The 13,230-nt window shown below is 71.6% G+C and carries 11 protein-coding genes; 6 read left to right on the top strand and 5 right to left on the bottom strand.

Annotated features, from left to right (window positions below):
• Positions 1-47 precede the first annotated feature (47 nt).
• Complete coding sequence (locus tag BKA00_RS24555; protein WP_185028633.1) at positions 48-662, bottom strand: maleylpyruvate isomerase N-terminal domain-containing protein; 615 nt, start codon at positions 660-662, stop codon at positions 48-50.
• Positions 659-1,546, bottom strand: coding sequence for an NAD(P)-dependent oxidoreductase (locus tag BKA00_RS24550; protein ID WP_185028631.1), 888 nt, complete (start codon positions 1,544-1,546; stop codon positions 659-661). The genes BKA00_RS24555 and BKA00_RS24550 overlap by 4 nt, the downstream gene beginning before the upstream one ends.
• A 114-nt stretch (positions 1,547-1,660) precedes the next feature.
• On the opposite strand from BKA00_RS24550, the gene BKA00_RS24545 reads away from it, so the two are divergent.
• From BKA00_RS24545 to BKA00_RS24525, 5 genes are all read left to right on the top strand, one after another.
• A complete protein-coding gene (locus BKA00_RS24545; protein ID WP_185028629.1) occupies positions 1,661-2,674 on the top strand; it encodes a GlxA family transcriptional regulator in 1,014 nt (337 codons plus the stop codon).
• Positions 2,675-2,807: 133 nt separating this feature from the next.
• Positions 2,808-3,905 (top strand): hypothetical protein, encoded by a 1,098-nt coding sequence (locus BKA00_RS24540; RefSeq protein ID WP_185028628.1) that lies wholly within the window; start codon positions 2,808-2,810, stop codon positions 3,903-3,905.
• A gap of 349 nt (positions 3,906-4,254) precedes the next feature.
• Positions 4,255-4,668: a hypothetical protein gene (locus tag BKA00_RS24535; RefSeq protein ID WP_185028626.1), complete on the top strand. Its 414-nt coding sequence runs from the start codon at positions 4,255-4,257 to the stop codon at positions 4,666-4,668.
• Between the two features lie 434 nt (positions 4,669-5,102).
• Positions 5,103-5,663 (top strand): flavoprotein, encoded by a 561-nt coding sequence (locus BKA00_RS24530; protein WP_185028624.1) that lies wholly within the window; start codon positions 5,103-5,105, stop codon positions 5,661-5,663.
• Between the two features lie 124 nt (positions 5,664-5,787).
• A complete protein-coding gene (locus tag BKA00_RS24525) occupies positions 5,788-6,171 on the top strand; it encodes a thioesterase family protein (protein ID WP_185028622.1) in 384 nt (127 codons plus the stop codon).
• A 280-nt stretch (positions 6,172-6,451) separates the two neighbouring features.
• Here BKA00_RS24525 and BKA00_RS24520 read toward each other — a convergent pair whose 3' ends face one another.
• The 3 genes from BKA00_RS24520 to BKA00_RS24510 all read right to left on the bottom strand — a co-directional run bounded on the left by BKA00_RS24520 (position 6,452) and on the right by BKA00_RS24510 (position 10,451).
• Positions 6,452-7,282: an ABC transporter permease gene (locus BKA00_RS24520; RefSeq protein ID WP_185028620.1), complete on the bottom strand. Its 831-nt coding sequence runs from the start codon at positions 7,280-7,282 to the stop codon at positions 6,452-6,454.
• Positions 7,279-9,753 (bottom strand): alpha/beta fold hydrolase, encoded by a 2,475-nt coding sequence (locus BKA00_RS24515; RefSeq protein ID WP_185028618.1) that lies wholly within the window; start codon positions 9,751-9,753, stop codon positions 7,279-7,281. The genes BKA00_RS24520 and BKA00_RS24515 overlap by 4 nt, the downstream gene beginning before the upstream one ends.
• A gap of 89 nt (positions 9,754-9,842) precedes the next feature.
• Positions 9,843-10,451, bottom strand: coding sequence for a TetR/AcrR family transcriptional regulator (locus tag BKA00_RS24510; protein ID WP_185028616.1), 609 nt, complete (start codon positions 10,449-10,451; stop codon positions 9,843-9,845).
• Between the two features lie 120 nt (positions 10,452-10,571).
• Here BKA00_RS24510 and BKA00_RS40570 point away from each other — a divergent pair, with 120 nt between their 5' ends.
• Positions 10,572-13,175, top strand: coding sequence for an MFS transporter (locus BKA00_RS40570; protein WP_185028614.1), 2,604 nt, complete (start codon positions 10,572-10,574; stop codon positions 13,173-13,175).
• The last annotated feature ends 55 nt before the right edge of the window (positions 13,176-13,230 follow it).

Below are 13,230 nucleotides of genomic sequence, written 5' to 3'. Positions count from 1 at the left end.
TCTGCGGTAGCGGCGTCGGTGTCGAGCGCCTCGCTTACATCAGGGTGTCAGCGGAGGGTGCCGTTCCACTTCCAGTTTGTCTGCCGGGGCAGTTCCGGTAGCGGGACGCGGCCGGTGCACCACAGCAGGGTGTCGGAGGGGGCATGCGTCGTTGGCGCGTGCGGGAAAAGGCGGTCGATGACGGCGGCGCTGGCCTCCTCGGGCGGTGTCCAGCGAACGCCGAGGGCGTGGGCGATGTCGTAGGTGTGGCAGGCCAGCTCCGTGATTCCCATGGCGGCGAATCCGGTGCGGTCGGAATGGCCCCAGGGATGCCAGGCGCGCGCATCGGCGGGCGTGTCCCGGATGGCGGAGGTGAGGAGGGAGGTGGCGATACCGATCCCTTCCAGGCAGGTGGGGATGGGGGCGCCGGCGTCGAGTGAGGCGAAGAGGGCGATGTAGCGGTCGCTGGGCCGGGCGATGAGCAGGCCGGCGTAGCCGATCAGCCCGAGGGCGAGGTGATCGAGAGTTTCGCGGCACGTCCAGTCCAGGTCGTGGGCCGGGCGCGTCCAATCTGAGTCGGCCACGCCGGACAGGAGGTCAAGGCACTCGTCGGCGGTCGCGCGCACCAGGCCCGGCCAGGGCGTCGGCGCCGGACCGGTGAGTGCGGTCGGTGCCGTGGTCACTGGCCCTGCTCCTTTCGCGCCTTCAGGACCTCGATCACGCTGGCGTAGCTGTCGAGGCCGTGGCCGGCCGCCTTCGTCTTCTCCATGACGGTCTTCAGCAGTTCGGGCAGGGCGTTGTCGACGCCTCGGGACTCGGCGGCGTGAAGGAGATGGCCGATGGCCGCGATCTGCACGTCGACGGTGGCGTCGTCGCCCGGGTAGCGGCCGGCGTCCACCTGCGGCGCGTACGTGGTCAGGAAGACCGACACGGTCTTCAGCCAGCGCAGTGCGACGGAGGTGAAGTCGGTGGCCGCGACGCCGTCCGCGCCGACCAGCGCGGTGCCGTGCAGCCAGCCGGTCATCGTGGACCACATCAGGCCGAGCAGGGCGGCGTCGTAAAGAGAGGCCAGCCCCGTGTTCTCCCCAAGGTGGACGGGGTCGCCGAGGGCCGCCAGCGTCGGACGGTGTGCCTGGAAGACGGCCTGAGGGCCGCTGTACAGGAACATCACCTCGGCGCCGCCGACACCGGGCGGGGTGGTCATGATGGCGCCGTCGAGGTAGTCGGCGCCGTGCTCCCGGGCCCATCCGGCCGCCTCGTGCGCCTGCTCCGGCGCGCCGGAGGTGAGATTGACCAGCGTCTTGCCCGCCAGCGCGCTCGTGTCCTGGTCGAGGACGCCGTACAGCGCGTCGTAGTCGAGTACGCAGGCGATGACGAGCGGGCTCGCCGCGACCGCCTCACCGGGTGTCGCGGCAAGGCGTGCGCCCTGTTCCACCAAGGGGGCGGCCTTCTGCGGCGAACGGTTCCACACTGTGGTCGGGTGACCGCGGTCCAGCAGCGCGGTGGCGAGCGCCGAGCCCATCGAACCCAGCCCGATGACGGTCACGGCCTGCTTGTCTGCATCCATCTCACGGCTCCTTGAGTGTCCGAACGTGTGCGGATCACGCTCGCAGGGGGCCTGGAGCCGGACCAGTGACAGTAATGACGGCCGTCACCAAATTCCTGCCATAGCATTCGGCGCATGGGCGCCGGTTCTGTCGCTGTGGTCGTGACCGAGGACATCGACGTCCCCTCCTGGGACCTCTACGAGCTGAGCATCCCGTGCACCGTCTTCGGCAAGCCGCAGTCCGATCTGGCCGATCCCTGGTACGAACTGCGGCTGTGCGGAACCGGAGCGCCGGACCGGGACGGGGCGGCGGCCGGCACCGGGCTCGCGCTGCGGACCCGGTACGGCCTGGACGATCTCGCCGGCGCCGACACGGTCATCGTCCCCTCGGTGCCCGACGCCTGCGTCGAGGACGGCGCGCCGCTCAGTCCGGCGTTGACCGCGGCCCTGCGCGACGCGTACGACGCGGGCGCCCGCATGGTCTCCCTGTGCACCGGCGCGTTCGCGCTCGCCGAGGCGGGACTGCTCGACGGCCGCCGCGCCACGGCCCACTGGATGCACGCGGCCCAGTTGGCCGAGCGCTACCCGAAGGTCCAGGTCGACGCCTCGGTTCTGTACGTGGACGACGGGGACGTGCTGACCAGCGCGGGGCTGACCGCCGGTCTCGACCTGTGCCTGCACCTGGTCCGCCGCGACCTCGGCGCGCAGGTCGCCAACGAGCTCGCCCGCCGGATGGTCGTGGCCGCCCACCGCGCCGGCGGCCAGGCGCAGTTCATCCCCATGGCCGTGGCCGGTACGGATGACGAGGGGATCGGTCCCGTCCTCGACTGGGCCCGCGCCCATCTGGACCGTCCGTTGACGGTCCAGGATCTGGCGCGGCGCGCCGCGATGAGCCCGCGGACGTTCTACCGCCGGCTCCAGGCCGCCACCGGGACGACCCCGGTCCAGTGGCTGCTCAACGAGCGCCTGGGACAGGCCCGCCGCCTGCTGGAATCGACGGACCTCCCCATCGAGCGGATCGGTGAGCTGACCGGCCTGGGCACGGCCAACAACCTCCGCCACCACTTCCTCAAGCACGTCGGGATTCCGCCCAGCGAGTACCGGCGGGCCTTCCCTCGCACTGTGCCTGAGTCGTCCGTCCGGCCCTGACACTCGTTGGCCTGGGCGGTAGCTCATGTGAACGGTTTCGTCTGTTTGAGCGAAGCGATCTTGGGATAGGTAGATCCCGAGAGCTTGCCAGCAAATGGCGGCAAGATCGTCGCTAGGGGCCCCGGGAGTATTGATGGCAGTACATCGAGTTCTCCGCGTCACCGCCTGGACCGCCGCCCTCTCCGGCCTGCTGCTCACGCCGTCCACCGCGGCTGCGGCACCCCTGGAATGGGAAAGAGCGCCCACTCCGCCTCTCGACGGCCTCGGGGTGGTCACCGAGATCGCGGCGGCCGGACCGCGGGCCGCGTGGGCGGCCGGGATCGAGGACGCGACGTCGAGTGGGAGACCCGTCATGCTGGCCTGGAACGGTCGGCAGTGGCAGCGCCAGGTGCTGCCGCCGGGCACGGGCCAGGTCGTCGACCTTGCCGCCGCCGGACGGCGGAACGCCTGGGGCATCTACCTGAACGAGGACGGCTCACCGGCACTGCATTGGAACGGCACCGCTTGGCGCAAGGTCGGTTACCCGGCCGGGGTCCGGCCCACCATGCCGTCCCCCCTGCCCACCTATCTGCAGATCGTCTCGGCGGCGCCCGGCGGACCGGCCTGGTCGCTCGGGTACGACTCGCAGGCGAAGAAGGCCGTCGCCCTGCGCTTCAAGAACGGGCGATGGGTGCGCCAGCAGACCCCGGTGCCGATGGTCAGTGCCTCCACCGTCGCCGTCCGGTCGGCGAAGGACATCTGGATCGCCTGCACCTGCGACATTCCGGACGCTGGGCCGACCGAGGCCATGCTGCATTGGAACGGCACCAGATGGAGCACCGTCCGGTACCCGTCCAAGGGGCAGACCTACATCGCGAGGATCGCGCCGGTCTCGGCCACGAGCGTCTGGGCCTACCGTGCCAGCACTGCCTACGCGACACCCGAACTCATGCACTGGGACGGGGAGAGCTGGACGTCCACGACGGTCCCCGCGTCCCCGTTCGCCTACCACTTCCCCACGCTCGCCGACGACGGCGACCAAGGCGCCTGGGTCTCGGTGAGCACGGTCGACGACGACGAGAGCTACCTGCACTACAGCGGCGGCAGCTGGACCGCCGAGAGCGGCGAAGGACGCCCCGGCACCGCCGTCTGGATCCGCGACCTGGCCCGAGTGCCGGGAACGCGCTCGATCTGGTCGACCGGGCTGCCCAGTTCCCTCGCCGGCGTCCCTTTCATAGAGCGCCGACAGTGACCGTGCGGCCTCCGTACGGGGGATGTGGATCTCAGGCGATCGCTCCGGCGGAATAGAGTCCGCTTCGGTCGGTGAGACCTGGACCGTTACCGCGCGCGGGACGCGCCTCCCGCCCATGGATGGGTGCCCCGAGCGGCAGGCGGTGTCCCGACCCCGGTTCGTTGGACGTGCGTTTAGACGACGAGCGCCGTCTTTTCGGAGCAAGAACCTGATCGCCTGGTCGTTCTGCTGGAGTCTGTGCCGATGTTCCATCGGAACGGTTGCCGTGGCAGCCGAGGGGCGGACGGTCATCCCCGGCAGTCGGTATGCACGGCTGCCCGCTCCGGAACACGAAGAGAGAGGTGGCCGGTTGAAGATCGGCAAGGCATCGAGGCGGATCCTGTCGGCGGCGGTCGCGGGCGCGGCGGTCGTCTGCGGCACGCTGCTCACCACGGCGCCTGAGGCATCGGCTGTCACGTGGAAGTACACGATGCACACCGACGACGGCGACCCCGGCGCGGTCATCAAGTTCCAGCCCAACGGCGACTACGTCCAGGTGTGCGACATCGAGGCCGACGGCAAGGGTGCCTTCGGGGTGGTCTACCTCAACGGGTCCCCGTACTACAACCTGATCGCCGGCGGCAAGGGAAACTGCTCCACGACTAACGCCAATTATCACAATCTCCCCGAATACAAGACCATCGCATTCAAGATCTGCCTGAGCGGCTACTCGACCACGAGCGGTCTCAAGTACTGCGACTCGGCCGCCTGGTACAACGGATGATTTCGCTTATTTGAGTTCTTCCCGATCGAGGCCGCGTCCTCACGCTCTGAGGTCCCCGCCCCTGCACCGAAGGCGCGGGGGCCCAGTTCGTGTCCGACCTCTCGCCAAGCTCTAGGGACCGCGTCCAGGTCGAGTTTGTCGTCGGACTCGCTCACGTGCCGGGCGTTCCTTCGCTCGTGAGCAGCCTCCGGGCCGGTCGCTCGGGAGCCTGCCGGTTGCGGTCGGGCTGAGGCTGGATGCCATGCTCGTCACTGGTCGGCGGAGTACGTGCGTAAGGAGGGCAGGACGATGCCACGCTCGGTCACTTCTACCGGAGGCCCCCTTCCAGGGACTGGAACGAGGTACGCGTCCCGCCGGCCGTACTTCCACAGGGGCCCGCACGGGGCCGTCCGCAGTCGAGGTCTGGGCCCCCTGGCCGGCATCGCGCGGGCCGCATGAAGATGAGCTCGGGGAAGGTGCTCTACGCGATCGTGTGCGGGGCCGGTGCGGCGTCCGATCTGGAGGCTTTCGTGCTGCTGGCCCAGGGCGCGGGCTGGCATGTCCGGGTGATCGCGACCCCCATGGGGGCCAAGTTCCTGGACATGGACCGGCTCGCGGCGCTGACCGGCGGTCCGGTGCGGACCGACTTCCGCGAGCCGCACGAGACGTCGAACGGCCTGCCTCCGGCCGACGCCGTGGTGGTGGCTCCGGCCACGTTCAACACGATCAACAAATGGGCGCTGGGCATCACGGACACCGTCGCCGTCGGCATGCTCTGCGAACACCTCGGCATGGGCGTGCCGACGCTGGCCGTGCCGCAGGTCAAGGCGGAACTGGCCGCCCATCTGGCGTTCGCCCGGAGCCTGGACGCCCTCCGCTCGATGGGCGCCCATGTCCTCTTCGACCCCACCGCCCCTCCGGACGCGCGCATGCCGAGTTGGCGGGAGGTCCTTACCGAGTTGGACGGCATCCTGGACGGGCGGACCGGTGGACGTCCGAAGACGGAGGCGCAGTGACGGACGGCTCGGTCGTCTGGTCCAGGCTCACCGACTCGGATCATGAGCGGGTCTGGGACGACTTCGTGGATCTGACATCGTTTCGCCGCGCCGGTCCCGGCGGGTGGCCGGGCAGGATGGGCGCATGGAGTTGACGCCGGGGTTGCGGGCCGAGGTCGAGGTCGTTGTCACGGAGGCCGACACGGCCGTCCGCATGGGGAGCGGGGACGTGCCCGTGCTGGCGACGCCCAGGCTGCTCGCGCTCGCCGAGGCCGCCACGGTGAAGGCGGTCGGGCCCCGCCTGGGGGACGGGGAGACCTCGGTCGGGACGCGAGCCGAGGTGCGCCATCGCGTCGCCACGCCCGCCGGTGGACGGGTGACCGTGACGGCGGAGTTGCGGGAGGTGGACGGGAGGCGCCTGGCCTTCGTCTTCGAGGCCGTCGACGAGCAGGGCGCGGTCGTGGGCGACGGCCGCGTCGAGCGGGCCGTCGTCGAGCGGGAGGGCTTCCTTTCGCGGCTCTCCCGGTGAGGTCAGTACGGCAGGAGGCGGCCCGAAGGGGTCCGCAGGTCGGATGGGCTCGGTTGACGTGGGGGCCTGGGGCGCTTGACGAGCTGCTGCCGTGCCATGGTGATCATCTCCCCCCGCCGGGCTGCGTTTAAAACCCGGGGATCGGGCCGTTGCCTCGTATGACGCGGCCGGGCCGGTCGAGGTTCGCCGAGCTTATGCCACCTGACCTGCCGGTTCGACCGGTTTTCGGGGCGTTGTGATCGACGGTTCGCGTCCGGGGGAAACCGGAGCGGGGACGGAATCAGGAGACGATGTCGCGCGACCGGAAGCGGCGGAAGGCCAGCGCGAACAGGACGGCGGCGTAGGAGAGGGAGACGGCGGCGCCCTTGGCCATGCCCGCCCACTGGATCTCGGGCTGCAGGGCGTCCATCCAGGAGTACATCCAGTGCGTCGGGAGGAAGTCGCGCCAGGACCCGAGCGCGGTGACGGCGTCCAGGATGTTGCTGACGATGACGAGCCCGACCGCGCCGCCGACCGCGCCGAGGGGCGAGTCGGTCGTCACCGAGAGCAGGAACGCCAGCGCGGCGACGACGAGCTGCGCCACGAGGGAGTAGCCGATGATGATCGCCATGCGGCCGAGTGCGGTGCCGACCGGGACGGTGCCGCCGGTCGGGAGCTCGACGTCGCCCCAGCCGAACCCGGCCGTGCCCGCGACCAGCGACATCAGCGGCAGGCTGACGACCGCGACGACCGCGTAGGAGAGGGCGACGATCAGTTTCTGGCGCAGCAGCCGGGCGCGCGGCACGGGCGCGGCGAGCAGGTAGCGCAGGGACGACCAGCCCGCCTCGCTCGCCACCGTGTCGCCGCAGAACAGGGCGACCGCGACCACCAGCAGGAAACCGGTGGAGACGAACAGGGCGAAGAGGGCGAAGTTCAGCGCGGACGACGTGGCGACGTCGACCAGGCTGGGGACGCCGTCCGGCCCCGGATCTCCGCCGATCTTGAACGCGGCGACCAGCACCCACGGCAGCACGAGCAGGAACGCGAAGGCGACCAGCGTGCGGCGGCGCCGGAACTGGCGGACGGCCTCGACCCGCAGCGGAAGGGTGCGCCGGACGTGGTAGGCGGTCATGAGCCCTCCCCGATGATCTCCAGGAACGCGTCCTCCAGGCGGCGGCCGGATCCGGTGATCTCGGCGACCGGGCCGGCGGCGACGCGGCGGCCGCCCGCCATGACGACGGCGTGGGTGCAGGTCTGCTCGACCTCGGCGAGCAGGTGGCTGGAGACGATGACCGTCCGCCCGGCCGCCGCGTACCGGACGAGTACCTCCCGCATCTCGCGGATCTGGGGCGGGTCCAGGCCGTTGGTGGGCTCGTCCAGGACGAGGAGGTCCGGTAGGCCGAGCATGGCCTGCGCTATGGCGAGACGCTGCCGCATCCCCTGCGAGTACGTGCGGACGGCCCGGTCCAGCGCCGAACCCAGGTTGGCTATCTGCAACGCCTCGTCCAGGTGGGCTTCGTCCAAGGGACGCCCGGTGGCGCGCCAGTAAAGGTCCAGGTTGTCGCGACCGGAGAGGTGTGGCAGGAACCCGGGCCCCTCTACGAAGGAACCCAGTCGGGACAGCACGGGTGCGCCCGGGTACACGCGGTGCCCGAAGATGCGGATCGAGCCTGAGTCTGGGTGGATCAGACCCATCAGCATGCGCAGTGTCGTTGTCTTCCCCGCACCGTTCGGACCCAGGAGCCCCAGCACCTGCCCCTTCTCCACCCGGAACGACAGGTCGGAGACGGCGAGGTGCCCGTTCTTGTACGCCTTCGTCAGCCCCGCTATCTCCAGGGGCACGTCACTGTCGGTTTCGGCGCCGCGCTTACGGCGTCCAGGGAGAAGGATGGCGAGCGCCAAAGCGACCGCAGCGACGGGCAGAGCCCACACCCAGACGGGCAGAGGCGCCGGCGCGGCCTTCAACGACGGGACGGACGGGACGGTCAGCGGCGACACCACCTGCACCTTGTACGACGACGGTTCGGCGGGTGTCGCGAACCCCATGTCGGTGGTGGCGACGACCAGGCGGAGCCGGTGCCCGCGGTCGAAGCGGTAGTCCATCGCCGGGAGCGTCACCGTGACCTCGCCGCCGGACACCCGGAAAGGCGCCGCCAGCCGCCGCGCCGGAGCGGCCGCCCCGCCCGGCGAGACGTCGTAGAGCTTCGCGAACAGCGGACCGTCCCCGGTGACCTTCAGGCGTACGGTCGCGGCGCCCGTCAGCCACAGCGGACGATCCAGTGGACGCGTCTCGAAGGTGGCGGTCTGCCCTGGCATGTCCGACGGCAGCTGCCCGCCCAGGGAGCCTCCCAGCGACCCGCCCAGGGATCCGAGCGCCCCGAGCCCGGGGAGGGCGGAGACCGACGCGGGCGAACCGCCCGCCGGATTGAAGATCGTCTGCTCGCGTCCGGCCAGCGGCAGGCTCGACGCATCACCCGAAAGCCCCGGATAGCGCCGCGTCGACGCCTCGTCCACGACGACCGCCTGGGTGGAGGAGTCGAGACCGCCCGCCCGCGTCACCGTGAAGCCGTCCGGCGAAGCCGCGGACGACCGCATGAGCCGGGCGTCGAAGAAGTCGCGCACGAGCCCTTCGACCCGTGCCGTCTCCGGGTCGCCGCCGTCGTGCCCGCCCTGGAACCACACCACCGACACCGGCGCGCCGTTCCGCGCGATCGCCCGCGCGTTGGCGTCGGCCTGGTCGAGCGGGAACAGCGAGTCGGACTGCCCCTGGACGAGCAGCGCCGGCACCCTGATCCGGTCGGCGACGGACGCGGGGCTCGACCGGTGCAGCATCGCGATCGCCGATTCGGTGGCGCGGCCCTTCTCCGCCACCTCCTGGTACATGTCGCACACGGAGGGCAGGAAACGCCCGCACGCCGTCCGGTCCGCGCTGCCCGTGAAGAAGATCCCCGCCCAGAGCTTCTTGAAGACGCCGTCCACCGGCTTCGCGCCGGAGGCGGCGTCGGGGAAGAGCGCGCCGGGGAGGCTGTTCCAGGTGATCCGCGGGGCGATGGCGTCCACCCGCCGGTCGTAGGCGGCGGTCATCAGCGCGATCGCGCCGCCGTAGGACTCGCCCGCCATCCCGACGCGCGGGTCGCCGGGGCCGTCGAGCCGGACCTCCGGCCGGCGCGCCAGCCAGTCGATCAGCTGCCGGACGTCCTTCACCTCGTAGTCGGGCGAGTTGAGGGCGATCTCGCCCGTCGAGCGCCCGAACCCGCGCGCCGACCAGGCCAGCACCGCGTAGCCGGCGCGGGCGAGCTCGCGCGCCTCGCCCGCGACGTCCCGCTTGCTGCCGCCGAAGCCGTGGCCGAGCAGGACCGCCGGGCCCTTGGCCCGTCCGACCGGCTTGTAGAACGTCGTGTCGAGCGTGACGCGCTGGTCGTCCTTCGGCCCGTCGACGACGGCGACGCGCTGTTCGGACGTCCGGACGGGGGCCTCGCCGCCGGCCGCCGCGCCCCAGGCCGCGGCCCCGCCCGCGAGCGCCACGGCGACCGCCGCCGACGCCCACCGCGCGGGCCGTCCCGTCCTGTCCCACCGCGCCCTGAAAGCGCCCGCCCGCCCCATGACCGAAACCCTATGCGCGGCCCGCGGCCGCCCGCTCCGCCCTGAAGCCGATCCCGCCTGCTCCCGCCGGGGTACGCGGCCCTGGGGCGCTACGTCTCGCGGTGGACGGACGGTGCGAGGGCGGCGGTGAACATCGCGGTGAGGCGGTCGGTGAGGTCGGCGGGGTCGGCGGCGCGCAGGTCGCCGAGGCCGACCAGGCGCCGCACCGGCCCGCCGCCCATGATGATGGTGGACGCGAGCAGCGCCCGCGCCCGCGCGTCGGGCCCCTCCAACTGCGCCACCATCGGCTCGACGATCACGTCCTCCAGGTAGCGGAGCAGGATCTCCTTGACCTCGGGATGGCCGGCCGACCGGTCCAGCATCCGGGACATGGCGGTGACCGAGCGCTGGTCGACCTGCCGGACGAAGTGCTCGGCGAGGCGGCGCGGCAGCCCGCCGGGGTCGCCCGCGATGACGCCGCGGATCACCGACTCCCCGGCCAGCACCTCGCCGAACAGCGCCGCCTTGGAGCCGAAGTACCGGTGGACCAGCGCGGTGTTCGCCTCGGCGTGCGCGGCGATCATGCGGACGGTGACGCCGTCGTAGCCGTGCTCGCCGAACAGGTCGCGGGCGGCGTCCAGGATGCGGCGCCGGGTGGCCTCCCGGTCGCGCTTGCGCCGCCGCGCCGCCGCGCCTGCGGCCTGTTCCCCGACCTGCATTCCGCCAGCCCCCGCCCGCCGTTACAGTCGGTGTCCATTATGTACTGAGTTGCAAGTAAACAAGCGTCTACATAAGATATATGCAAAACACAGGTAATTCATCTGAGTTGTGGGGGCAATGTGGCTCAGGCGAGCGTGGCGTCGCACGGCCCGGCGGCGCCAGAGCAAGCGAGACCGCAGTACACGCACCGACAGATCCTGGAGATCCTCGCCGGTCTGATGATGGCGATGCTGACGTCGATGATCTCGACGTCGGTGGTCGCCACCGCGCTGCCGACGATCGTCGGTGACCTCGGCGGCCAGGACAAGCTGTCCTGGGTCGCGAGCGCGTCGCTGCTGACCATGACCGCGTCCACGCCCCTGTGGGGCAAGCTGTCGGACATCGCCGGCCGCAAGCTCATGTTCCAGACCGCTCTGCTCATCTTCGTGGCGGCCTCGGTGGGCGCGGGCCTGTCGCAGAACATCGGCCAGCTCATCGCCGCCCGCGCGTTCCAGGGCCTCGGCGTCGGCGGCCTGTCGGCCCTGGCCCAGGTCATCCTCGGCGACGTCGTCGAACCCCGCCAGCGCGGCCGCTACGCCGGGTACATGGGCGCGGTGTTCGGCGTCTCGACCGTCGCCGGGCCGCTGCTCGGCGGGTTCATCGTGGACGCCGACGGCCTCGGCTGGCGCTGGTGCTTCTACGTGTGCGTGCCGCTCGCGATCGTCGCGTTCCTCGTCATCCAGAAGGTCCTCAAGCTGCCGAAGGTGCGGCGCGACACCCGCATCGACGTGTTCGGGGCGTTCACCATCACCGGCAGCGCCGCCGTGCTGATGCTGGTGCTGTCCATGGGCGGCACGGAGTTCGAGTGGAACTCCCAGTGGACCTACGTCCTGCTCGGCGCCGCCGCCCTGCTGCTCGTCCTCGCGATCGTCGCCGAGCGCATCGCGCGCGACCCGATCCTGCCGCCCCGGCTGTTCCGCAACCCCACGTTCCTGCTGACCTCGTTCGTGTCCGTCTGCGTCGGTATGGCGATGTTCGGCGTGATGATCTACATGCCGCAGTACCTGCAGATCGTCAAGGGGATGAGCCCGACGGCGTCCGGCCTGATGACGCTGCCGCTGGTCGTCGGGATGCTGATCACCTCCACCGGCTCCGGCCAGATCGTCACCCGCACGGGCCGCTACAAGATCTTCCCGGTGGTCGGGCTGCTGTGCGTCGCCGGCGGGCTCTACCTGCTGTCGCTGCTGCACACCGACTCGCCCGAGGTCCTCGTCGGCGCCGACCTGGCCGTCCTCGGCGTCGGCATGGGCCTCAGCCTGCAGATCCTCATCCTGGCCGCGCAGAACGCCGCCGCGCCCTCCGACCTCGCCTCGACGACGTCCGGCGTCTCGTTCTTCCGCAACCTCGGCGGCGCGATGGGCGTGGCGGCCTTCGGCGCGATCCTCACCAACCGGGTCGCGGAAGAGATCACCAGCGGCTTCCGCGCGGCGGGCATCCCCGTGCCGGCCGGCGGGGGCGCGACCGACCTCGGCTCCCCGGAGGAGATCAGCAAGCTCGATCCGCAGATCAGGGGCATCATCCAGGACGCCTTCACCGACTCGCTGCAGACCGTCTTCCTCGTCGGCATCCCCGTCGCCCTGGTGGGCTTCCTCGCGATGCTGGCGCTGAAGGAGCTCCCGCTGCGCGGCTCGGCGCACCGCGGCAAGGACGCGCCGCCCGAGGCGCCCGTGACCGACGCCCCCGCGGAGAGCGGCGTCGTGCGCCCGCCGTCCGCGGCGGTGCGGACGGGCGCGGTCGGCGCGGTCGGCGCCGGCAGGCACGCACGCGGCAACGGCCGCCCGGACGACGGCCGCTTCGCCTCCGTCGCCGCGCCCCCGGCCCCGCCGGAGGCGCCCGCCGCCGCGGCGGAGACCCCGGCCGCGCCGGAGCTGGCGGCCCAGGCGAAGCTCCTCGCCCAGCAGATCGAGCAGGACGCCCACGGCGGCGGCGTCCCCGTGCGCGGCGTGGTGCGGACCCGCGACGGGGAGCCCGTCCCGTCCGCCGCCCTCACCCTCATCGGCGTCGACGGCCACCAGCTCGCCCGCGCGATCACGCGGGAGGACGGGCGGTACGCGCTGCCGACGCCGGGCCCCGGCAGCTACGTGCTGATCGCCGCGACCGGCGGGCACGAGCCGCAGGCCGCCACCCTCGTCGTCGGCGACCGGCCGATCGAGTTCGACCTGCTGCTGGCCGGCAGCGGCGGCCTCGCCGGAACGGTCCGCAGCGCCGACGGCACCCCCATCGTGAACGCGATGGTCGTCGTCACCGACGTGCGCGGCGACGTCGTCGGCACCGGCCGCACCGACGCGGACGGCCGCTACACGTTCAACGACATCGTGTCCGGCGGCTACACGCTCGCCGTCAGCGCCGCCGCGCACCGCCCGGTCGCGATGCCGGTGGAGGTCACCGGCAACGGCCAGACGCGGCTGGACGTGGAGATGCCGCCCGGCGCCCGCATCCGCGGGACGGTCCGCAACGAGACGGGCGAACCGGTCGGGGACGCGCGGGTCACGCTCGTCGACGCCGCCGGCAACGTCATCGCGATGGTCATCACCGGACCCGACGGCGAGTACGCCTTCACCGACCTCACCGGTGGCCAGTACACGGTGATCGCGTCCGGATATCCTCCGGTCGCGACCGGCCTGTCGCTTTCCGGCGGCGGGCTGGACGACCACGACCTCAAGCTCGGCTACCCGGACGAGTGACGGACCCGAGCGAGCCGGGCCGCCCGCAAGCGGCGGCCACGAGACACGGAACCTG

This window comes from Actinomadura coerulea, from assembly GCF_014208105.1.
GTDB lineage: Bacteria > Actinomycetota > Actinomycetes > Streptosporangiales > Streptosporangiaceae > Spirillospora > Spirillospora coerulea.
The sequence above is the reverse complement of the archived record's forward strand: the minus strand, read 5'-3'. Positions and strand labels throughout refer to the sequence as shown.

Excerpts from the sequence above, each read along its gene's own strand:
- BKA00_RS24550 (WP_185028631.1), bottom strand. The coding sequence starts at position 1,546 with ATGGATGCAGACAAGCAGGCCGTGACCGTCATCGGGCTGGGTTCGATG.
- BKA00_RS24545 (WP_185028629.1), top strand. The coding sequence starts at position 1,661 with ATGGGCGCCGGTTCTGTCGCTGTGGTCGTGACCGAGGACATCGACGTC.
- BKA00_RS24540 (WP_185028628.1), top strand. The coding sequence starts at position 2,808 with ATGGCAGTACATCGAGTTCTCCGCGTCACCGCCTGGACCGCCGCCCTC.
- BKA00_RS24530 (WP_185028624.1), top strand. The coding sequence starts at position 5,103 with ATGAAGATGAGCTCGGGGAAGGTGCTCTACGCGATCGTGTGCGGGGCC.
- BKA00_RS24525 (WP_185028622.1), top strand. The coding sequence starts at position 5,788 with ATGGAGTTGACGCCGGGGTTGCGGGCCGAGGTCGAGGTCGTTGTCACG.
- BKA00_RS24520 (WP_185028620.1), bottom strand. The coding sequence starts at position 7,282 with ATGACCGCCTACCACGTCCGGCGCACCCTTCCGCTGCGGGTCGAGGCC.
- BKA00_RS24515 (WP_185028618.1), bottom strand. The coding sequence starts at position 9,753 with ATGGGGCGGGCGGGCGCTTTCAGGGCGCGGTGGGACAGGACGGGACGG.
- BKA00_RS24510 (WP_185028616.1), bottom strand. The coding sequence starts at position 10,451 with ATGCAGGTCGGGGAACAGGCCGCAGGCGCGGCGGCGCGGCGGCGCAAG.